The 20,985-nt window shown below is 72.9% G+C and carries 17 protein-coding genes; 6 read left to right on the top strand and 11 right to left on the bottom strand.

Going from position 1 to position 20,985, the window contains the following annotated elements:
• Positions 1–328 precede the first annotated feature (328 nt).
• A complete protein-coding gene (locus OG444_RS33010; RefSeq protein WP_327265543.1) occupies positions 329–1,624 on the top strand; it encodes a PucR family transcriptional regulator in 1,296 nt (431 codons plus the stop codon).
• 468 nt (positions 1,625–2,092) lie between these two features.
• Here OG444_RS33010 and OG444_RS33015 read toward each other — a convergent pair whose 3' ends face one another.
• The 4 genes from OG444_RS33015 to OG444_RS33030 form a co-directional block, all read right to left on the bottom strand.
• Entirely contained in the window at positions 2,093–3,475 is a 1,383-nt protein-coding gene (locus OG444_RS33015) for a DUF1996 domain-containing protein (protein ID WP_327265544.1), read from the bottom strand.
• Positions 3,476–3,484: 9 nt separating this feature from the next.
• Positions 3,485–4,123, bottom strand: coding sequence for a DUF4142 domain-containing protein (locus OG444_RS33020; RefSeq protein ID WP_327265545.1), 639 nt, complete (start codon positions 4,121–4,123; stop codon positions 3,485–3,487).
• A 549-nt stretch (positions 4,124–4,672) separates the two neighbouring features.
• Positions 4,673–5,398, bottom strand: coding sequence for a sigma-70 family RNA polymerase sigma factor (locus tag OG444_RS33025; protein WP_327265546.1), 726 nt, complete (start codon positions 5,396–5,398; stop codon positions 4,673–4,675).
• A 148-nt stretch (positions 5,399–5,546) separates the two neighbouring features.
• Positions 5,547–6,212 (bottom strand): hypothetical protein, encoded by a 666-nt coding sequence (locus tag OG444_RS33030; protein WP_327265547.1) that lies wholly within the window; start codon positions 6,210–6,212, stop codon positions 5,547–5,549.
• Between the two features lie 242 nt (positions 6,213–6,454).
• Between OG444_RS33030 and OG444_RS33035 the strand changes: the two genes are divergently transcribed.
• Together OG444_RS33035 and OG444_RS33040 are read left to right on the top strand one after the other, a co-directional pair.
• A complete protein-coding gene (locus OG444_RS33035) occupies positions 6,455–7,672 on the top strand; it encodes an MFS transporter (protein ID WP_327265548.1) in 1,218 nt (405 codons plus the stop codon).
• The gene (locus tag OG444_RS33040; protein ID WP_327265549.1) at positions 7,669–8,781 is read left to right on the top strand and encodes a sugar ABC transporter permease; all 1,113 of its coding nucleotides are present in this window, start codon (positions 7,669–7,671) and stop codon (positions 8,779–8,781) included. The genes OG444_RS33035 and OG444_RS33040 overlap by 4 nt, the downstream gene beginning before the upstream one ends.
• Positions 8,782–8,785: 4 nt before the next feature.
• Here the strand turns inward: OG444_RS33040 and OG444_RS33045 are convergent, their stop codons facing one another.
• Positions 8,786–9,994: an acyl-CoA dehydrogenase family protein gene (locus OG444_RS33045; RefSeq protein WP_327265550.1), complete on the bottom strand. Its 1,209-nt coding sequence runs from the start codon at positions 9,992–9,994 to the stop codon at positions 8,786–8,788.
• 143 nt (positions 9,995–10,137) lie between these two features.
• On the opposite strand from OG444_RS33045, the gene OG444_RS33050 reads away from it, so the two are divergent.
• The gene (locus tag OG444_RS33050; RefSeq protein WP_327265551.1) at positions 10,138–11,946 is read left to right on the top strand and encodes a CoA transferase; all 1,809 of its coding nucleotides are present in this window, start codon (positions 10,138–10,140) and stop codon (positions 11,944–11,946) included.
• The gene (locus OG444_RS33055; protein ID WP_327265552.1) at positions 11,943–13,607 is read left to right on the top strand and encodes a class I adenylate-forming enzyme family protein; all 1,665 of its coding nucleotides are present in this window, start codon (positions 11,943–11,945) and stop codon (positions 13,605–13,607) included. Before OG444_RS33050 ends, OG444_RS33055 begins: the two co-directional genes overlap by 4 nt.
• Positions 13,608–13,857: 250 nt before the next feature.
• Here OG444_RS33055 and OG444_RS33060 read toward each other — a convergent pair whose 3' ends face one another.
• The 3 genes from OG444_RS33060 to OG444_RS33070 are packed head-to-tail and all read right to left on the bottom strand — an operon-like array spanning position 13,858 to position 16,126.
• Positions 13,858–14,670, bottom strand: a complete 813-nt coding sequence (locus OG444_RS33060) for a metal ABC transporter solute-binding protein, Zn/Mn family (RefSeq protein WP_327265553.1) — start codon at positions 14,668–14,670, stop codon at positions 13,858–13,860.
• Positions 14,628–15,494 (bottom strand): metal ABC transporter permease, encoded by an 867-nt coding sequence (locus OG444_RS33065; protein ID WP_327265554.1) that lies wholly within the window; start codon positions 15,492–15,494, stop codon positions 14,628–14,630. Before OG444_RS33065 ends, OG444_RS33060 begins: the two co-directional genes overlap by 43 nt.
• Positions 15,491–16,126 (bottom strand): ATP-binding cassette domain-containing protein, encoded by a 636-nt coding sequence (locus OG444_RS33070; protein ID WP_327265555.1) that lies wholly within the window; start codon positions 16,124–16,126, stop codon positions 15,491–15,493. The genes OG444_RS33065 and OG444_RS33070 overlap by 4 nt, the downstream gene beginning before the upstream one ends.
• Positions 16,127–16,379: 253 nt before the next feature.
• Between OG444_RS33070 and OG444_RS33075 the strand changes: the two genes are divergently transcribed.
• Positions 16,380–16,799 (top strand): TOBE domain-containing protein, encoded by a 420-nt coding sequence (locus OG444_RS33075; protein WP_327265556.1) that lies wholly within the window; start codon positions 16,380–16,382, stop codon positions 16,797–16,799.
• 22 nt (positions 16,800–16,821) lie between these two features.
• On the opposite strand, the gene OG444_RS33080 is transcribed toward OG444_RS33075, so the two are convergent.
• From OG444_RS33080 to OG444_RS33090, 3 genes are all read right to left on the bottom strand, one after another.
• Positions 16,822–17,262: a molybdopterin-dependent oxidoreductase gene (locus tag OG444_RS33080; RefSeq protein WP_327265557.1), complete on the bottom strand. Its 441-nt coding sequence runs from the start codon at positions 17,260–17,262 to the stop codon at positions 16,822–16,824.
• Positions 17,263–17,345: 83 nt separating this feature from the next.
• Positions 17,346–20,114, bottom strand: a complete 2,769-nt coding sequence (locus OG444_RS33085) for a molybdopterin-dependent oxidoreductase (RefSeq protein ID WP_327265558.1) — start codon at positions 20,112–20,114, stop codon at positions 17,346–17,348.
• Positions 20,111–20,935, bottom strand: a complete 825-nt coding sequence (locus OG444_RS33090; RefSeq protein WP_327265559.1) for an FAD binding domain-containing protein — start codon at positions 20,933–20,935, stop codon at positions 20,111–20,113. The genes OG444_RS33085 and OG444_RS33090 overlap by 4 nt, the downstream gene beginning before the upstream one ends.
• Positions 20,936–20,985: the final 50 nt, after the last annotated feature.

The raw sequence follows: 20,985 nt of genomic DNA on the forward strand, positions 1-20,985 counted from the left end.
CAGCAGCATCGTGGAGCTGCACAGCAGCTCCACAGGATTTATCGAAACGTGATAATTTCTCGCACCGCGTCTCCTGTGCATCGAACAACACCGGAAGATTCCCCTCCAGCGGAGGTTGCGACAGGCCACCGCGCCGCCAGCCACCTACGCGTCCCCGACGGTAAAAACAAAGCAAAAGAACGGGACCGTAAGTGGTCGGACCTCTCCAGGAGGGAGTACGAGGGCCGCAACTCTCGTGTCAGACAAGGAAGTTGGCATGGGACGCAACCTCGGCGGGCTTGTCGCTCTTCCCCGGACAAGCCTCACCCCGGCACGAACGAGGAAAACGATGTGTGAACTTCTGAACCGCATCTGGTCCCGCCCACGCGGCGAGTGGACGCGCGTCCTGCGCAGGGAACTCCCCGCACTGGCCGCCGAGATAGTGGAGGAGCTTCTGCATGGAATTCCGGAATTTTCCGCACTTATCGATGACAACGATGCCATTGATGACGAGTTGTTCCGGCAGCGGGTGGAAGAGGCACTCCTCACCGTCCTCGGCTACCAGGAACAGCCCCGGGAACAAGCACCGGACGAGCACGATGAACGGGCCGAGAGCGAGGACGAGATCGAGAACCACGTCAAGGTCGAGAACAAGTTCCGGAAGAAGACCGGGCGCGCGATCGAGCACGAGATCGGGCACGAGATCGCGGCCATGGAGGAGTGCGAGGTCACGCACGAGGGCCGGCACGAGGGCCTCCGCGAAGCCCGCAACGGCGGTATCCGCGAGGTTCGGCACGAGGGCCTCCGCGAGGTTCGGCACGAGTCCCGCCGCGAAGGCGCCCGCGGAAGCGACCGGGCGCGGCAGGAACTCTTCAAGACCCTCACCGATGACAGGGCCGCGTCCGACATGTCCCTCAGCGAGCTCGCGGAGGCGGCCGACTGGCCCCTCCCGCCGGCCGTGCGGGCGATCGTGCCGGCCACGCCCGGCGAGACCCAGCAGCTCGCCGCCGTACTGGACCACTCCTTGGTCGGCATGTTCGCGGGCCGTCCGTGCCTGCTCGTCCCCAGCCCCGACCCGGACACCCGCGGCCCGCTGGAACACGTGCTGCGCGGCCGGTTCGCGGCCATCGGTCACGCGGTCCCGCTCCGCGACACCGCCTCTTCATTGCGCTGGGCGCTGCGCCTGTCGGCACTGACGCCCGCCCGCCCGGGTCTGGAGGCACGGGCCGTCTTCGTCGACGACCACCTCTCCACCCTGTTGCTTCTCCAGGACGAGCCGCTGGCCCACGCACTCGCCGCCCGATGGCTGCGTCCGCTGGCCGATCTGACCCCCCGGCAGAGTGAGCGGCTGGAGGTGACGCTGCTCGCCTGGCTCGAGGGCGGCGGGGCCCCGGAGGCCGCGAAGGCGCTGAGCGTTCATCCGCAGACCGTGCGGTACCGCATGCGCCAGCTGGAGAAGCTCTTCGGGACCGGCCTGCGGGACCCCCGTACCCGCTTCGAGCTCGAAATGGCCCTGCGCAGCCGCCGGCTGATGGCGCAGGTGCGGCGTCAGCACTCGCGGGTGGGCCGCAGGGCCGCCCGTGTCATCCAGGCCGACTTCACCCCCTTGGTCGTCGGCCGGATGGCGCGCGTCAACGGCCTCTGACCCGCAGCGCAACGCAGTCCGGCCCGGCCCCGAGATTCGGGGCCGGGCCGGACTGCGTTGCGGTTGTGCTGCTCTGCTTCGCACGGTGCAGAGGCCGTCCCGCTCGTTCATCGGCCGGAGGCCGTCACACCATCACGCCATTGCGCCGGCTTCGTCGTGTCTCCTGCGTCCCACGAACCTCACCAGGCTTGCGGCATCACTCACGCGTACATCTCATCAAGTCTGCTGCGTCCCACGGACCTCATCACGCCGGCCTCGTCACGCGTATGTCCTTGCCGTACCATCACGCCCACGTCGTCGCCGTACAGAACGACGTGTACGCCGCCGGGGCGTTCGGCGGCGTACACGCACGTGCGGTGTTGGCCCGAAGTCGGCTTCGGACCAACACCTTTCCCGGGCGGACGCGGTGGTGGAGGACGGGAGCGTCCGGCCCGGGAGTGGAGGGGGTGTCCCCGCCGCCGTGGGGGATCAGCGGCAGGTGCGTCCTTCGTTGATGCAGCCGACGGCCTTGTTCATCAGGCCGTTCGACATCACGTTGATGAAGTCGTCGTGGTCGGTCACCGGCTTGTGGAGTTGCTCGGGGAAGCTGTCCACGGCGAACCGGGCGCCCGGAGCCACCCCGTAGGTGAGGCGCATCACCAGCTGCGGAATGGCCTTGAAGCCGTTCTTGCAGCGGCCGTTCTTGTCCGGGAAGGCCACGTGCGTGCGGTGGTTGGCACTGTCGATGTTCTTGCCGTCCCAGCAGCTCTGGAAGGTGAAGCTGCGCACCACGTCGCTGCCCTTCGGGCAGACCGGGTACTTGTCCTTCAGCTGGCGGTTCTCGAACCCGGTGCAGCTCCACGAGGCGTTCGCGTTGGCGTTGCCGTTGGTGAAGGCCTTGGCGTCACCGGTGATGATGCGCATGAAGCGGGGCATCGCGGTGACCTTGCTGACGGGGCTGCCCTTGAAGGTGATCGACACCTGCTTCGGCTGGAGGATGGTGCCGACATTGCCGTCCTGGCCGCCGCCGGGCGCCTTGGCGTCCCGCTCCACCTTGCCGTCGCGCAGGCGCAGCACGGGCCAGTAGTAGCTGGACTGGTCCCCGTTGCCGCAGGTCGTACCGGACTTGGCGAGGCTGTCGTTGGTGGAGAACGCGTCGGTGGAGTTGTTGCCCACGTAGTCGTGCATGTGGTGGGCGCCGTTGGAGACGCCGGGGGCGACGATGACGTTGTCGGGGTTGAAGTGGCCGTTCTCGTTGCGGCCGCACTGCGAGGAGAATGATCCCTTCGAGGCGTTGCCGGCCTGGGCGGGGTTGCGGACGTTCGGCTTGACCTTGGTGATGTTGACGAAGTCGCTCTTCGACGGACCGCCCTTCTGCCCGCCGGCCTGGGCGGCGACGCCCTGTTCGCCCTTGCTCGCGGCCGCTGCCGCGGCGTCGTCCGCCGCGGGCGCCTTCTTCATCGTGCAGGCGCTCAGGGACTGGATTTCCTTGGGGCGTTCGCCGGCACGTCCTATCGCGTCGGCCATGCCCGCGATGGTCTTGTCCCGCTGTTGCTTCAGATCGCCGAGGAGGGCGGCATCGCCCTTCGCCTGGCCGGCGGCGAGCTGCTTGTAGGCGTCGGCCACCTGGTCGTCCAGCTTGGCGAGGTTCTCGTCGACCTCGGGCTTGGCCTGTTCGGGGACCGCGGTGAGTTTCTCTCCCACGTCGGGGCAGTCGATCGTGGATGTCATCTCCGTCGCACGGTTGCCGTCCTGGCCGGCGGACGCGTTCCCGGCGACGACGGCGACTCCGCCGCCGCCCAGTACGAGCGCGGAGATCACGCCCAGGAGCTTGTTCGACAGCCGTGGGCGTTTGTGGCCCTTTTTACTCATGCGATCACTTCACTTCGTCGGTTGGGCAGTGTCGGAAACCGCGTCGAAGTCGACGAGTCCGGTGTCTTCGAGGACCGTGATGTGGTCCAGCACGGTGGCGTTGGCGGAAGTGGCCAGGGCGCGGACCATGGAGTTGCGGGTCTGCGCCCGGATCCCGGCCAGCAGGGCGAACACCTTTCCGTGAGCTCGGCGCAGCAACTGGACGAACAGTCGTTCGTACTCCTCTCCGCGGGCAGCGCTGAGCTGGCTCAGCCATTCCTGCTGCTGCGGGGAGGGCTGGTTGGCCAGGTCGACGCCGAGCGCCTGGCCGGTCTGGATGGCCAGCCGGTCCAGTTCGGTGTGGCCGTCGATGAGATGCTGACCGGCCGTGCGCACGGTGGGGCGCGTCCCGCGCTGCTGCGCCTGACGGCCTGCGGGCAGTTCCCACAGTCCGGCGAGCCGGACCTTGCGGACGAAGTCACGGTCCGCCGCGGTGAGCGGTCCGTAGGCCGTGCTCAACGTTCCGCCGCCGTCGTCATCGGCCGCCGGCCCCGTGGCGGCGGCCGAGGCCCGGCTGCCGAAACTGTCCACGGGTATCAAGAGCGCGATCAGGGTGAGGGCAAGGGCGGTGATGACAAGGCCGCTTCCGATCGTGTATCTCGTGGCCATCGACAAGCTGCTGATGGATCTCCGCCGCAATGACAGCACTGTGCCTCCTCGCTCCAAGGGCCGGGAGGGGTGGCGGGGCAGGAGGGTCCGCACATGCCGTGCGGTGCACACCCGCATTCCCGGGGTGTGACGGGACGCTAGTGCCGGGCGTGGCGCCGCTGCCGGAGGACATCACCATCGGACAAACATCCTGGCGCTTCCGCGGAAGGCTGATATCTTGCCGCGCGTCCGGCCGTACACAGCGCGCCGCCGCCCCGTCATGCCTTCGGGCGGCCGGTACGGGGCGCAGCATTGCCGCAGATCCGGGCGAACCGGGTCAGTGAGCCGGGCCGGGAGCCCCGCCGAGATCCGTGCCACTCATGCGCCGTGCATCAATTTGCGTACAAAGAGCGACTGTTGGGCTCCGCGCGGCATCGCTGGTCGTACCGGACCCGTAGGCGGCCGCGGACGCGGTCCGCGCCGAGCGGGCCACTTCGCATCGGTACGGCGCGGGAGGGCCGGTGGGCGCGAGCGGCGCCCGGCCGGCCCTCCCGCCGGCCCTCCCGAGGATCAGGCGAGCGCTGCCGCCGCCGTGAGCATGCGCTCCCCGGCCGCCCGGGAGGGCCCCGGGGATCCCGGAGTGCGGTCCTGCCGCGAGACCGGCGGCTCAGGGGCCGGCCCGGCCGGGCGGGTGTCCGTCAGAAGGGCGATGAGGGAGGTGCGGGCACGGGCGACGCGGGAGCGGACCGTACCGATGGGGCAGCCGACGGCCGTGGCCGCCTCGGCGTAGGACAGCCCCAGCAACTGGGTCAGGACCAGGGCTTCCCGGCGCTCGGACGGGATCACGGCGAGCAGTTCCGCCAGGGCGATGCCGTCCTCGAAGCCCGGCACGTCGTGCGGCTGGGTCTGCTCGGCGGCCGTCTGCCAGTCGCAGCGGTCCGAGAGTCTGGGCCGGGCGGCCGCGTGGCGGAGGCTGTCCACCACCGTGCGGCGGGCTATGGACAGCAGCCAGGTCCGCGCCGAGGAACGGCCCTCGAAGCGGGGCAGGCTCGCCAGCGCACGGAGGAAGACGTCCTGGGTGAGGTCATCGGCCGCCTGGGCGTCGGCGCTGAGGTAGGCCACGTAGCGCCAGACGTCGCGGTGGAGCGCCCGGACGAAACGGTCGGTCTTCACGGGATCGCCGTCGCGGGCGTCCAGCGCCAGCCGGGTCACCTCGGCATCGGCGTCGTGGGTGCGCCGGGCCGCCGGCCGGCGGCCGGTGGTACAGGAAGAAGGGGTCGTCAGGGCAGGAGTCATCGCCAAAGGGTCCTTACGGGCAAGGGTGTCCGGCGCCGCGAGCGGCGGGGCCGGTGAGGAGCTCGGCCTGCCGGAAGGCATGACCGATGCCCGAGGCGCGGTGTGCGGGCGCGAAAGCGGTCGCGGACACGGCTCGGGGAACCAGCTGTCAGAGGACAGCGGTTCCCGTCGGCGGACCCCGTGAGGTGATGGCGTGGACGAGGAAGAGCCGGCGGGGCGCACGGTGCCCGCGCCGACGGCGGATCCGCGGGCGCGGCCGGTGCGCGGGAGCGGCCGTACGGAGCAGCATCCGCAGCGGGGTCCAGAGACGTCCGGCGACGGCGCGCACCACGCGGAAGGCGGCCCGCTCGCCGTGGGCGAGCCACAGCCCGCACAGCACGGCGGCCAGCAGGTGCGCGGCCAGCATCCCGGCCGGAGACATGGCGGCCGCTTCGTGCATGCCGCCCGGCAGCGACCCGCCGGTCATGCCGCTCATGCCGGTCGCGGCGTCCGCCGTCTCGTGCAGGGCGTGGTGCACGTGGCCTGCGGTTTCCGGTATCGCAGCACCGCCCGGCGGCCGCGACATCTGCCCGGATCCGGTCGTCGCGGCGGGCCGGACGAGGGACTGGGACAGGCTGAAACCGGTGTGGAGCACCGCCTGTACGGCGACGGCCGCCGTGGTGACGGTGAACAGTCCGCGCTCACGGCCCGCGAGGGCCCACGCCGTCGCCGCCGTGCCGGGCAGCGCGACGGCCAGGGCCCACCAGGGCACCGCCGCCCCCGACATGAGCAGGTGACCGGTGGCCGCGAGCAGCACGCAGAGGGCTGCGAACATCGCAGCCCTCAAGGCGCGTAAGGAGCGGACCGGGTTCATGGAGGGCTCATCCTTGCACCGGCCTCTCGAGCCGCACATGGGGGTGCGCACTTCCGGACAAGTTCCCGCGTCCCGCCTTGTCGTGGCAGGCCGCCCGACTCGTGTGGTGCAGGGCACAACCAGGAGGGGGAACCGGCCCCCCGCTCCATCCGACTGCCTACCCGCTCGATCACAGAGTTCAACGTCCTCGGAAGGGAGACTTCGTGGCGGCGGAGGGGACGGCGACCGCATCGCCGGCGGAGAAGGACGGCGGGGCGGGGCGGCAGTTGACCGCACTCCTCACCTGCGCCATGGCCTTCTCCATGCTTCAGCTGTTCCTCCTCGGGGCGCTCGGCCCGCGCCTGGTGTCCGAACTCGGAGTATCACCGACGGTGTTGGGGCTGACGACCACGATCGGCTTCGGAACCGCCGCCGCCCTGTCCCCGGCAGGGGGCCGGATCGTGGACCGGATCGGTCCGCGGCGCTCACTGGTGGTCCTGCTGCTGGTCTCCGCGGCGGCGCTCGCCCTGATCGGCTCCGCGCCCGGCCCCGGGCTGCTGCTCGGGGCCGTCGCACTGGGCGGCGTACCGCAGGCCCTGGCCAACCCGGCCACCAACAAGGCCGTCCTGCGCGCGGTCCCGCGCGCCCGGCGGGGCGCGGTGACCGGGCTCAAGCAGTCCGGTGTGCAGCTGGGCGCCTTCGCCGCAGGACTGCCGCTCGCGCTGCTCGCCGGCGGCATCGGCTGGCGGGGCGCGGTCTGGACGGGCGCCGGCGCCGCCCTGCTCGCCGGACTGTGGGCGCTGCGCGTCCTGCCCGCCGACCCCGCCCCGCCGCCCGCCGGGCCCCGTACGGCGCCGGCCCCGTGGGGGATGGTGGCCTGGCTGGCACTCTTCTCCCTGTTCCTGGGCGCCGGAATCGCCTCGGTCAACACCTATCTCGCGCTCTTCGGCGCGCAGCGGCTGGGCATGGGCCCGACGACGGCCGCCGCCCTGGTCGCCGTACTGGGCGTGGCGGGGATCGTGGGCCGGGTGGGATGGTCGAAGGCGGCCCGGCCCGGGCGGGCCGAGTGGCTCCCGGGCTGGCTGGCCTGCGGGGCCCTGGCCGCTGCGGTTCTGCTGGCGGCCGCGCTGGTGGCGGGCCCGCTGGTGTGGGCCGGGGCGATCGCCGCCGGTGTGTTCGCCGTCTCCGGCAACGCCGTCTCGATGGTGCTGGTCATGCAGCGGGCCGCCCCGGGCCGGGCCGGACAGGACTCGGCGCTGGTCGCGGCCGGGTTCTTCGGCGGATTCGCTGTGGGCCCCCCGCTGTTCGGCCTGCTCGCGCAGAGCGGACGGTACGGGCCGGGCTGGCTGCTGGTGGCGGCGGAGTTCGCGGCGGCGGGAGCCGTCGCGTTCCTCTGGGCCGTACGGGACCGGCGCGAGGCCGCGGCATGGGCGCGGGCGTGAGCGCGGGCATGGGCATGGGCATGGGCATGGGCGCGGGCGGGCCCGCAACCGGAACCCGGCGGGCCCTCGCGGCCGTCATGGAGCGGGTGGCGGTGACCGCGTCGGACGTGGGCGCCCGCTTCCCGCTCTACGCCGAACCGGACGACGGGCGGTGGACGACCACCGGGCGCGGTTCGTGGACCGGCGGGTTCTGGGCCGGGCTGCTCTGGCTCAGGGCGCGGTACACGGGCGACGAGGCCGACCGGAGCGCCGCCGCCGCGTGCACGGCCCGGCTCGAACCGTGGGTGGGGGCCGACACCGCCACCCGCGGCCTGATCCTCTGGTACGGGACCGCGCCGGCCGGCGACGACGCCGGGGCCGCAGCGCTCCGGGCCCGGGCCGCCCGGGTCGTCCTGGCGGCCCACGACCACGAACTGGGCATCGTGCCCTGGGGGGATGCCTTCGGCGGCCCCCGCTTGCTGGCCCGGGTGGACGGTGTGCCGGGGACCGTACCCCTGCTGGCCGACGCAGGGCCGCAAGGCCTCGTGGCGGCCGCCGCCCACCTCCACCGCCACCTCGACCTCTGCCTCGGCGCGAACCCCCCGGCGCTGCGGCCCGCCCTGCGCTTCGACGCGGGAGCGGGCTGGCAGCCCTGCGAGGATCCGCCGCCGGGCTGGAGCCGGGGACGGGCCTGGCTGCTGCTGGCGGTCGCGGACGCCCTGCTGCGCCCCGGCCTGGCGGCGGCCCGCTCCGCCGCCCGGCTCGACGAGGCGGTCGAACTCCTGCTCCCGCCCGGCGAGTTCGTGGTGCCGGCGGCCGACTCCGCCCGCCCGGACGGGCCGCTCGACACCTCGGCCGCCGCGATCACCGCGGTGGCCCTGCTGAAACTCGCCCGTGTTCCCGGCCCCCGGGCGGGCCGGTGCGCGGACCGGGCCGGAGCGATCCTCTCGTGCCTCGCGGAGAGCCATGTCACCGGCAGGGACTCCGGGCGCCCGCCCGGGATGCTGCTGGACGGCTGCTACGACGCCGGGCAGGGGCTGGCGGTCCGGCACGAACTGATCTGGGGCGATTTCTTCCTGGCGCTCGGTCTCGCCGCCCTGCACGGGGTCGTCGACATCACCCGCGTGTAGGAGCTCACTCAGGGGCATCGCCGTCCCGCCCGTACGCGCGCAGGACGCGGCGGGCCACGGAGGTGATGTGCAGCTCGTCCGGCCCGTCCAGGACGCGGGCGGCACGTCCGGTACGAAAGAGCGCCGGCAGCGGGGTGTCCGGGCCGAGCCCGGCGGCGCCGTGCACCTGGATGGCGGAGTCCGCGACCTGCTGGAGCATGCGCGCGGCCGCGACCTTGGCGAGTCCCACCTCCGTACGGGCGTCCCGCCCGGCACCGACCAGTGCCACCGCCTCGTGGACGAGGGGGCGGGTGGTGCGCAGCGCGAGCAGGGCGTCGAAGACATGACTCTGGATCAGCTGCTGCTCGGCGAGGGGGCCGCGGGACCCGTTGCGGGTGGCGGCCCGCTCGCACATGAGGTCGAAGGCGCGCTGGGCCTGGCCGAGCCAGCGCAGGCAGCGCAGCGTACGGCCGAGCTGGAGCCGCTCACCGGCGATGGCGAGCGCCCGGCCGGGCTCGCCCAGGAGGTGGTCCGCCGGGACCCGGACCCGGTCGAGTTCGATCTCGTACTGGCCGCCCGTACCGAGGACGGGCAGTTCGCGCACGACCCGGAATCCGGGCGACGCGGTGGGCACGAGCAGCAGCGACAGCCCCGCGCGGTCACCGGCGTTGCCGCCGGTGCGGGCCATGACCGTCACCAGGTCGGCGCCCGCGGCGCCGGAGGTGAACCACTTGCGGCCGGTGACGAGCCAGCTGCCGTCCGGCCCCCGCTCGGCCCGGGTGCCGGTCCCGAACGGGTCGGTGCCGGGCACGTCCGGCTCGGTCATCGCGTAGCAGGTACGCATCTCCCCGGCGACCAGCGGCTTCAGGTACGCCTCACGGACCGAGTCCCCCGCGTGCCGCGCCAGCATCGTCACATCCAGCAGCGGGGCGGAGCCCAGGGCGGCCGGGCCGTGGTCACTGGCGCCCTCCGCCTCGGCCAGCCCGGCGTATGTCCGGAAGTCCAGGCCGCCGCCGCCCAGTTCCGCGGGGAGCGGCAGGGCCCAGAGACCCTCGTCGCGAGCCCGGTCGCGCAGCGCGGCCAGTGCCTCGGCCGCCTCGGGGCCGCCCCCGTCCAGCACCGCCTCCCGGGGGATCACCCGGGTATGGACGAAGCGCTCGATGCGCTGCCTCAACTCCGCGGCCCCGGCGTGCTGTTGTGCGAGCGAGGCATGGTCCGTGCCTGGATCCGTCACTGCTTTCCTCCTCATTCCCGGGAACTCGCGGGAACGGCCGACCGACTGACTGTTCGTGGAACTGGTCGGGTGCGCACGCTCCCGGGTTCCCGCGATTCGGCAAGACCCGGGCGCAGCCACCGCCGCGCCAGGAGAGGAGAGGCATGGCGTCACCAGCAACCACGCAGACGGTCCGGCCGCTCGACACACTGCGCTTCGACACATCGGGGCCATCGCAGATCACGAGCGTGGTCGCCGACCACCTGCGGCTGCTCGGCGCACGGACGGACCACCCCGCACCCGGGGACGCGTCCGCCGCCGGCACCACCGTCACCGGGTTCACCACGCTCACGGGCGGCGGTTTCGACCCGGCGCACGCGACCGTCACGTGGGCGGATCCCGCGAGCGGGCTCGTCGACGAAGCCACGGTGCAGGCCGCCACCGGCGTCATGGCCGTTCACGGCCGGCGCGACGGCAGCCCGCGCGGTCTGGCCGTGGACTACGCGGCCACGGCCGCCGGGGTCCTGACCGTGCAGGGCCTGCTCGCGTCCCTCGTGGGCCAGGCCCGTGGTGGCGCCGCCCGCGCGGTCACCACCGGCGCCGACCGGGCGGGGCTCCTCGCGGTGTCCCAGTACCTCGCCGCCGCCGGGGCGGACGAGGACGAGGCCGCCGAACTGGCCCCCGGAGGACCTCCGTTCACCTCCGCCGACGGCATCCTCTTCGAACTGGAGACGCTCGATCCGGGAGCCTGGGCGGCCTTCTGGAGGGCCCTGGAGGCGCCTGCGGAGGCCCTGCGGGCCGGCTGGCGGCCCTTCCAGTTCCGCTACGCCACCGCCTGCGCCCCCTTCCCGGCCGCCCTCCACCTCACGGCGCGCAGCCACACCTGGGAGCGGATCCGCCGGGCCGCGGCGGCGTACGGCGCCGAGGTGTGCGCCCTGCGCCCGCTCGCCGAACGGGCGGCGGAACACGACGGCGCGGCTCCGTGGGCGCTGGCGACGACGGTCACCGGACGTCTCACCGCCCGGTCGCACCGGCTGCCCGGCGCGGCACATTCCGGCGGACCGCTGGCCGGGCTCACCGTCCTGGAGGCGGGCCGCCGCATCCAGGCACCGCTCGCCGCGCACCTGCTAGGCCGCCTGGGCGCCGACGTGATCCGTATCGAACCCCCGGGCGGCGACCCGCTGCGCGGCATGCCCCCCGCCTGCTCCGGGATCTCCGCGCGCTGGCTCGCCCTCAACCGGGGCAAGCGGGCCGTCGAGATCGACATCAAGAGCGAGGCCGACCGGCGACGGCTGCGGGAACTGGCCGCCGGGGCCGACGTCTTCCTGCACAACTGGGCGCCGGGCAAGGCCGCCGAGCTCGGCCTCGACTCCGAGGACCTCGCCCGCGTCAATCCCGCGCTCGTCTACGCGTACACCAGCGGCTGGGCCGACCGCATCGAGGACGCCCCCATGGGCACCGACTTCATGGTGCAGGCCCGTACGGGCGTCGGCGAGGCCGTCCGCCCCGCGGGAGAGGCCCCGGCGCCCTCGCTGATGACCCTGCTCGACGTGCTGGGCGGGCTGCTGGGCAGCGAGGCCGTCCTCGCCGGACTGCTGCTGCGCGAACGCACTGGGCACGGAGTACGGGTGGACTCCTCCCTGCTCGGCGCGGCCGACACGCTGACCGCCCCCGCCCTGCGCCGGGCGGCCCGCGGCGAGAACCCCCGGCGCCCGGCCGGGTTCCGGGTCCCACTGGCGACGGCGGACGGCCTGCTCGCGCCCGCCGATGCCGATGCCCGCGCCGCGGCCGCCCACGACCTGGGCGCCCTGTCCACGGCCGAGGCCCTGGCCCGGCTGCGCGCAGACGGGCTGACCGCGACCGCGGTCACCACCGAGCTGTCCGACCTGCACCACGATCCGCGCTTCACCGGCTCGATCAGCCGCGACGCGCACGGCGCCCCCGCAGTCCCCGACCCCTGGAGCTTCGCATGACCGCCGACAGGCTCGTACTGCGCGACCTGCTGCCCGCCGAACTCCGCCGGTCCTGGGTGGTCGACGGGACCTGCCCCGATCTCGACCTCTACAGCCTGTTCCGGGCCCGTCAGATCGCGGACCTGCACCGGACGGCCGTCATCGACGCCAAGGGCAAGCTCTGCTACACCGCCCTGGACCGCAAGGTCCGATGTCTGGCCACCGGCCTGAGGGAGCTCGGCATCGGCCCGGGCGACGTGGTCGGCGTACAGCTCCCCAACCACCGCAATGCCGTCATCGCCGATCTCGCGCTGGCCGCGCTCGGCGCGATCGCGCTCCCCTTCCCGGTGGGCCGGAGCGTCCTCGAGGCCGAGTGCCTGCTGCGCCGCGCCGAGGCCGTCGCCGTCATCGCGGCGACCGAGCACCGGGATTTCCGGCACGCGGCCGATCTGAGCACGCTCACGGGGGCGCTCCCGGCCCTGCGCCACGTCATCGCGGCGGGGAGGCCGGGATCCGTGACTGAAGGAACGATTCCGCTGTCGGAGCTGCTGCGCTCCGACCCCAGCGGCTTCGTCCCGGCCCGGCCCGACCCCGACAGCGCCGCACGCATCCTCGTCTCCTCCGGTTCCGAGGCCGAGCCGAAGATGATCGCGTACTCGCACAACGCACTGGCCGGCGGCCGCGGGAACTTCCTCGCCTCCCTCATCCCGGACCGGACCCCGCCGAGCTGCCTCTTCCTCGTGCCGCTCGCCTCCGCCTTCGGGTCCAACGGCACCGCCGTCACCCTCGCCCGGCACGGCGGCACCCTCGTCCTGCTCGACCACTTCACCCCGGAAGCGGCGCTCGAGGCGGTGCGCGAACACCGGCCGACGCACATACTCGGCGTGCCCACCATGGTCCGCATGATGCTCGAACGCCTCGACGGGACGGGCGAGAAGCTGCCCGCGCCCACCGCACTCGTCCTCGGCGGGGCCCCGCTCGACGCGACCACCGCGGCCGCCGCGGCCGAGGCCTTCGGCTGTCCGGTGGTGAACCTCTACGGCTCCGCCGACGGCGTCAACTGCCATACCGGGCTCGGCAGTTCTGTGCCTCCCGCCGATGGGACCGGAGTCGTCGCGGGTCATCCCGACCCCCGGGTCGCCGAGATCCGGATCGCCGACCCGGACACGCACGAACCGCTGCCCGACGGGGCCGTCGGCGAGATCATCTCGCGCGGCCCGATGACCCCGCTGTGCTACGTGGGCGCCCCCGACCTGGACGCCCGCTACCGCACGCCCGACGGCTGGGTCCGCACCGGTGACCTCGGATACCTCGACTCCGACAGCGTCCTGCACATCGTCGGCCGCCTCAAGGACATCGTCATCCGCGGCGGCGCCAACATCAGCCCGGCCGAGGTGGAACGCGTCCTGACCGCGCACCCCCAGGTCCGGGACGTGGCGTGCGTCGGCGTCCCCGACCCGCTGATGGGGGAGCGGCTGGCCGCCTGCGTGGTGCCCCGGGGCGGCCAGCCCCTCACACTCGCCTCCCTCGGCGAACACCTCACGCGGCGCGGGCTGGAGCGGTCCAAACACCCCGAGCGGCTCCTGCTGATCGCCGAACTCCCCCTGACGGCGGCCGGCAAACCGGACCGCGCGGCGCTGCGCGAACGCCTCACGGCCCCCCCGCTCGCCCAGGCAGGCTGACAACCGCCCCGGCCGCCGGATGGGTCACGGCCTCCGGCGTGGGTCATGGTGGCCGAGCGCCCCGCGGGCGGGCGCTCCGGCGCACCGGCGGATGGCCGGTTGACGCGGGAGCGCGCGCGGATGGGTGCAGCGGGTCGGGAGCGAGCCGAGGGACACACGAACGGGGCCCGGCGGGGGAGCGGGGCGGGATCGCCCGCTGCCCCCGCCCGGCCCCGGCCCGTGCCGTGGAGCGGCTGGACAGGTGCACGACCTAGGAAGCGCCCATGGCCTTCTTCAGCTCGGCCGCCGCGTTGCGGTAGACCGCCAGCAGATCCAGGTCCTCCCCCGGGTAGTTGACGATCTTCACCTGCTTGGCGCCGGAGTCCGGCAGCACCGTGCCGGTGGACATGTGCGCGTTGTCCAGCACCAGCTCCGGCTTCTTCGCGGAGAGTTCGGCCAGCTGCGCCGGGGTCACGGCCTCGGGCCCGTACGTGCCCACCGTGGTCGCGCCCGCGAGCTTCGCCGACCAGGCGGTGAACACCTGCGTCACGACGGACGGGCTGCGGCCGCCGGGCCAGCCCGCCTGCACCTCCTTGTTCAGCTGCGCGTACTGGGTGTCGAAATCCGTCTTCCACCGCGTGGCGGCGTCGCCGGTGCCGAAGAGCCCGGCCAGCCTGGCCACTTCGGCCGCCGCCTTGTCCGGGTCGTTGTCGAGGTTCACCTCGACCAGTTTGGCCTTGGAGCCCGCGGCCTCCTTGATCTTCGCGGCGTACGGCTCGAAGGGCGCGTAGAGCACGAAGTCGGCCTTGGCCACGGCCGCGAGGTCCGACGGCTTGGGATCGTAGTCCGGGGCGTGGTGCACGGACTGCGGCACGATGACCTTGACGTCCTCGGCGCCCGCCGCCTTCGCGAACGCGCCCTCCCAGGTGGTGGTGACGACCACGACCGGCTTGGCGGCCTGCGGGTTCACGCCCTCCTGGGACTTTGTGTCCTCGGGCGAGGGGTCGTTCCCGCAGGCGGCGGTCAGGAGCAGCGCCGCGCTCAGTGCGAGGAGGGAAGGGATACGGACGCGGGTGCGCGCCATGAGCTGATTCTCCGTTCGGGTATGAAATGCACCGCGAGGACCAGTGCCCCCGCGGTCAGGACGAGGACCGGGCCGGGCGGCCAGTCCAGCCACAGGGCCAGCAGGAAGCCCGTCAGGTTCACCACGACGCCGATGCCGACCGCCCACAGGGTGATCGACTTCAGCGAGTTGCCCAGCCGGCGCGCGGCGAGTGCGGGCAGCAGGGTCAGGGCGTCGACGAGCAGCGCCCCGGTGAGTTTGATCGCCCCGGCGACCGCGATGGCGACCAGTACCAGCAGCGCGGCCGTCAGCGCCCGCACCGGTACGCCGGAGCACTGGGCGAGTTCACGGTCGTACAGCAGCAGGCCGATCTCGCGCCGCCGCCACCAGAACAGGCCCGGCACGACGACGGCCAGTACGCCCAGCACGACGAGGTCGGCGGTGCCCACCGACAGGATCGACCCCCACAACAGGGCGAAGGCGCCGGAGGCGTTGACCCCCGACACGGCCAGCAGCAGGAGTGCCGCGGCGATGGCCAGGCTCATCAGCAGGCCCATCGCCCCCGACAGGCCGTCCGGGGTGCGGGCGAGCGGGGCCACGCCCGCACCGGCCAGCGCGCAGGCCACCAGCGCGCACAGCATGGGGTCGAGCCCGGTCAGCAGTCCGACGGCGATGCCCAGCAGGGCGACGTGCATCATCGCGAACCGCACCGGCATGATGTCGAGCCCTACGATGACCACCCCGATGACCGGCAGGCCGATCGCGGCCAGCAGCAGGGCCGCGCCGGCCCGTTGCACGGGCAGCAGCTGGAGGAGTTCACCGAGGTCGGCGGCGGCGAGGATCACCGCACCTCCCGCAGCCGGCCCGCGGCCATCTCCAGTACGCGGTCGCAGCGGTCGGCCAGAGCCCTGTCGTGCGTCACCACGATGAGGGTCACCGGCAGGGAGGTCAGGACCTCCGCGGCCTCCGCCTGCCCGTCGAAGTCGAGGGCGGCGGTCGGCTCGTCCGCCAGGAGCAACTCGGCTCCCGCGGCGATGCACCCGATGGCCCGGGCCAGGTACATCCGCTGCAGCTGGCCGCCGGAGAGCGTGTGCAGGGGGCGCCCGACGAGCGGCCCCACACCGAGCCGCTCCGCTGCCTCGGCGGCCTCCGTGGGCGCGTTGCTGGCGGCCAGCAGTTCGGCGCCCAGCAGGGGGAAGCGGCCGGCGGCCGGCTTCTGCGGGATCCAGGCGCAGGCCCGGCGCCGCCAGGCCCACTCCGCGGGCGAACGGCCCTCACGGCCGCCCACCCGGATCGATCCCGTCGTCTGGCGGTGCAGACCGAGGACGGCGCGCAGCAGCGTCGTCTTGCCCGAGCCGTTGGTCCCGGTCAGTGCCACGCGTTCACCGGCGGCGATCTCCAGATCGACGTCGGCGACGGCCTTCATCCGGCCGTGCCGGCACACGACCTCCCGCATCCGCACGTCCAGCCCGCCCATCACACACCTCCTCCGCTGCGCGGGAAGGCGAAGCTCCGCCTCCCACGGGGGAGTAGTCGGATGCGGGGCGCCCGGGGTTCCCGGCCGGCCGGGACCGGTTCCGTACGTCCCGCCCCGTGGGGCGAGCCGGTCGGGTGGTTCTGGGTGCGCGGGCGCGAGAGGGACGGCGCGGACCGGGCCGGATGGCCCTACGGTCTCTCCCGTGCGGCCCCTCCGGACCGCACCGAGCGCCTACGCAAGAGGTCGAACCTTCATGAGTCTCAGCATCCGCAACCAGATCGCGGGCACCGTCACGGCCGTCACCGTCGGCGAGGCCATGGCGACGGTCAAGGTCCGTCTCGAAGGAGGCCAGGAGATCACCGCTGCCATCACCGCCGAATCCGTCAAGGACCTCGGCATCGCCTCGGGTTCGAAGGTGAAGGCGCTCGTCAAGGCCACCGAGGTGGCCCTGGCCACCGGCCCGGTCGAGAACATCTCCATCCGCAACCAGATCACGGGCACGGTGGCCGATGTCGCGGCCGGCCCGGCCATGGCCGCCGTGAAGGTCAACGTCAGCGGGGGCGAGCTGACCGCGGCCGTGACCGCGGACGCCGTCGCGGCGCTCGGCCTGACGGCCGGATCCTCCGTCGTGGCGCTGATCAAGTCGACCGAGATCTCCCTCGCCACCGCCTGATCCGCGCCGCGCTCACCAGGGCTCAGATGCCCGGCGCCGCCGGGGCGCCGAACCACACGTGCGTCACCGCGCTGACGTAGCGCGCCCCGCACCGGTCCGAGGGGACCACCAGCTGCGCCCCGCACTCGTCCAGGTCCTCACCGTCCAGACGGGTGGCCAGCAGTACCGGGCTGTCCCCGAAATCGGCGTCCAGCTCGGCCCAGGCGAGGACGGTGTGGTGGCCGTCCCCGCCGCTGACGGTCAGCAGGAACCGAGATCGGTCCTTGCGGCGCCGCGCGTCGAAGCCCGGCCCCGCGCTCGCGACCACGTCGCGCAGCAGCACGCCCTCGAAGACGTGGTGCTGCGGGCCGTTGGTCGCGCAGTCGAACACCACCTCGGCGCGGTGCCGCGCCCATTCCCGCAGGTCCGCGACGCTCAGCAGGGCCGGGCGGTCCAGGGCGCCGTGCAGCATGAGTGTGGCCATACGGATCCGATGCCCAGATGTCGCTGTTCGGGAAACGTATATGCCACCCGTGTCTCACTATCTGAGTCGCATATGAGACTAATCTAGCCCCTCGCTGCTTGCATCTTCTGCCAGACCACATCCCTCGTCACCGGCATTTCGGTGAAGCGCACGCCCGTCGCGTCCCGCAGGGCGTTGGCGAAGGCCGGTCCCACCGGGTTGAAGGGGCTCTCGCTCATGGACTTGGCGCCGAGCGGCCCGATCGCGTCCGAGGTCTCCATGAAGTGAACCTCGGTGCGCGGGACATCGGCGTACTGGGGCAGCCGGTAGCGGCGGAACGCCGCCGTGGTCACCTCCCCGCGCCCGTCGACCCGTACGGTCTCGAAGAGGGTGGCGCCCAGCGCCTGGGCCACACCGCCCTCCACCTGGCCGCGGCACTGCATCGGGTTCATGACCTTGCCCGCGTCCGCCGCGTGCACGCTGCGCAGGATCTTCATCTCGCCGGTGTCCGGGTCCACCGCCAGGCGGAACCACTGGGCGTTGAAGGCCACCGAGCGGGGCGAGCCGCCCCAGTGGCCGTCCGCCGCCAGCTCCTCCAGCCTGCCCCTGTCGTACGCGGCCTCGTACAGCTCCTTCAGGGTGACGATCCGGCCCGCGCAGTCGAAGGTCTCGGGGCCCAGCTTGCACAGGTGCCGGGCCACGCCCGTGTGCCGGGCCGCGAAGGTCAGGAGGCGTTCCGCGAGCGAGTGGGCGGCCAGCATCACCGCCTTGCCCGCCACCACCGTGCCGGCCGAGCCGAACGCGCCGGTGTCGTGGCGGACGACGTCCGTGTCGGACTGGCGGACCGTGATCCGGTCCACCGTCGTGTTCAGCGCGCCCGCGGTGATCTGCTGGTGGACGGTGGTCGTGCCGTTGCCGAACTCCGCCGTGCCGACCGCGATGTCGTACGTGCCGTCGCGCAGCAGACTGACCCGGGCATCGGCGAAGTGGCCGCCGGGCGGGCCGGTCGCGATCATCGCGACCGCCGCGCCCGTCCCGGTGAGCCAGCCCTCCGGAACGTCCTCGTGGCTGCGGTCCTCGGCGATGGCCCTGCGCACCACGTCCATGCACTGCTTCATCCCGTACGAGGCGATGAAGAGGTCCTCCTCGTGACCGATCGGCGTCACCATGTGGTCACCGGGCCCGATGACGTTCTTCTCGCGCAGGACGAGCGGGTCCATGCCGAGCCGGATGGCGAGCTCGTCCATCGCCGATTCGACGGCGAAGAGGACCTGGCCCAGGCCGTAGCCGCGGAAGGCGCCCGCCGGGACGCCGTTGGTGTAGACCGAGTACGCCTCCACCTCCTTGTTCGGCGCCTTGTAGACGGCGAAGGACTCTCCGACGCTGTGGAACATGACCGCCGGGCCGTGGTTGCCGTAGGCGCCGGTGTTGGAGACCACGCGGATGCGCAGCGCGGTGAGGGTGCCGTCGGACGTGGCCCCGATCTTGATGGTGATCTTGAAGGGGTGGCGGGTGGTGGCCCCGTAGAACTGCTCGGCCCGGGTGAATTCGAGTTTCACCGGCCGGCGCAGCTTCAGGGCGGCGAGGACCACTATGTCCTCGGTCAGCATCTCCTGCTTGCCGCCGAACCCGCCGCCCACGCGGCCCGCGACGACGCGGACCTCGTCCTCACCCAGGTCGTAGAGGGCGCACAGCGCCCGCCGGGTCAGGAAAGGGGCCTGTGTGGAGGAGCGGACGGTGATGCGCTCGCCGTCGCCGTCCTCCTTGGGTTCGAAGTACGCGACGCTGCCGTGGGTCTCCAGGCTGGCGTGCTGGACGCGCTGGGTCCGGTAGGTCTCCTCGTAGACGACGTCCGCCTCCGCGTACCCCTTCTCCATGTCGCCGAGCGTGTGGTGGACCTCGCCGCACACGTTGTTCTCGGCGCGGAAGATCCCCGACCCGGGGCCCTTGGGGTGAAGGACGGGCGCGCCCGGGAGCATGGCCTCCTCCGGGTCGATGACGTACGGGAGCTGCTCGTACGTGACGAGCACGCGCCGGCAGCCCTCCTCGGCCGCCTGCTCGCTGTCGGCGACCACGGCGGCGACGCGCTGGCCGACGAAGCGGACCACGTCGTCCAGGACCCGGGTGTCCATCGGGTCCTCGGTCGGATGCTCGTGGCGGGCGGACGAGTACAGGCGGTCCGGGGCGTCGTGGTGGGTGAACACGGCGTGTACGCCCGGTACCTGGAGGGCGTCCCTGATGTCGATCCCGACGATCCGGGCGTGCGGGTGCGGGGAGCGCAGCAGCTTCATGTGCAACAGGCCGGGCACCTCGACGTCGAAGGTGTAGCGGGCCGTGCCGGTGACGACCTGGGGTCCCGCAGGGGCGCCCAGGGACTTGCCCACGGCCTTTCCGGCCTCCGGGGTCTCGGTGTGCTTCACCCCGCGCACCGCGTCCTCGATGGCCCGGTAACCCGTACAGCGGCAGATGTTGCCCTTGAACGCGCGCGGGAGGTCCTGGAGCTTGCCGTCGTCGTGGGCGGTGCCCTCCTCGGCCTGGAGGGCGGCGGTGGTCATCAGGAAGCCGGCCGTGCAGAAGCCGCACTGGAAGCCCTGGGCGTCCAGGAACTGCTGCTGCGCCGGATGGAGTTCGCCGCCGGAGCAGGCCAGTCCCTCCACGGTGGTGACGGACCGGCCCTCGGCGCGGACGGCCGGGTAGAGGCAGCTGTGCACCGGCTGCCCGTCGACGTGGACCGTGCAGGCGCCGCAGTCGCCCTGATCGCAGCCCTTCTTCACACCGAACCAGCCGCGCTCGCGCAGATAGGTGCGCAGGCACTGGCCGGCCCGGGGCTCGGTGTCGAAGCGCCGCTTGTTGATCTCGATCTCGTACGTCATCGGTCGTCCTCGCTGGTGAGCTCGCGGCGGATCTCCTCGGCCAGGCGCAGGGCCATGTGGCGTCGCCATTCGGGCAGTCCGTGGATGTCGTCGTACCACTCGTCGGGCCGGACGCCGCCGTCGATCGCCGCGCGCAGTGCGGCGGCGGTGGGCGGCAGCGCGAACCAGAACCGGAAGGGGCGGGTGGTGGCGGCGCTGACCGTGACGGCGAGGGAGCCGTCCGCGGGGTCGCAGGCCCCGATGACGAGGGCGCCGGAGCGCCCGAGTCCGTACAGGGACGCCTGCCGGAAGGCCGTACGGGAGTCCAGCGCATTCGGGGGCAGGCGGACGGACCGCAGCAGCTCGCCCTCGCGCAGGTTCTTCACGCCGGCGCCGAGGATGAAGTCGGTGACGGGCATCCGCCGGGTCGCGCCGTCCTGACCCTGGAGGAAAACGGTGCCGTCGAGGCCGGCCGTGAGGGAGACCATCGGACCGGCGGGGAGGCCGTTGCAGAGGTTCCCGCCGACGGTCGCCATGTTCCAGATCTTGAAGCTGGCGAGGAAGGCCCGGCAGCACTGCTCGAAGAGCGGCGCGGCCGTCGTGGGCAGGGTCCGGGCGAAGCGCGAGAGCTCGGTGATGGTGCAGGTCGCGGCGATGTCCAGGGAGCCGTCGGGCTGCCAGGACAGCGGCGGCCAGCCCATGCGGGAGAGGTCGACCAGGCGGCGGATGTGCGGCTGCGGCTCGGAGAAGAGGTACGTACCGCCGCCGAGCCAGGCGTCGCCGGGACGCCAGGGCTCGCGGCGGCGGGCGTCGCGTACGTCGAGCACCGTGTTGAGATCCAATTCGCGCCACCAGCCTTTCTGGCCTGACAGGAGGGTTTCCGCCAGTGAAG

It is taken from the genome of Streptomyces sp. NBC_01232 (genome assembly GCF_035989885.1).
GTDB lineage: Bacteria > Actinomycetota > Actinomycetes > Streptomycetales > Streptomycetaceae > Streptomyces.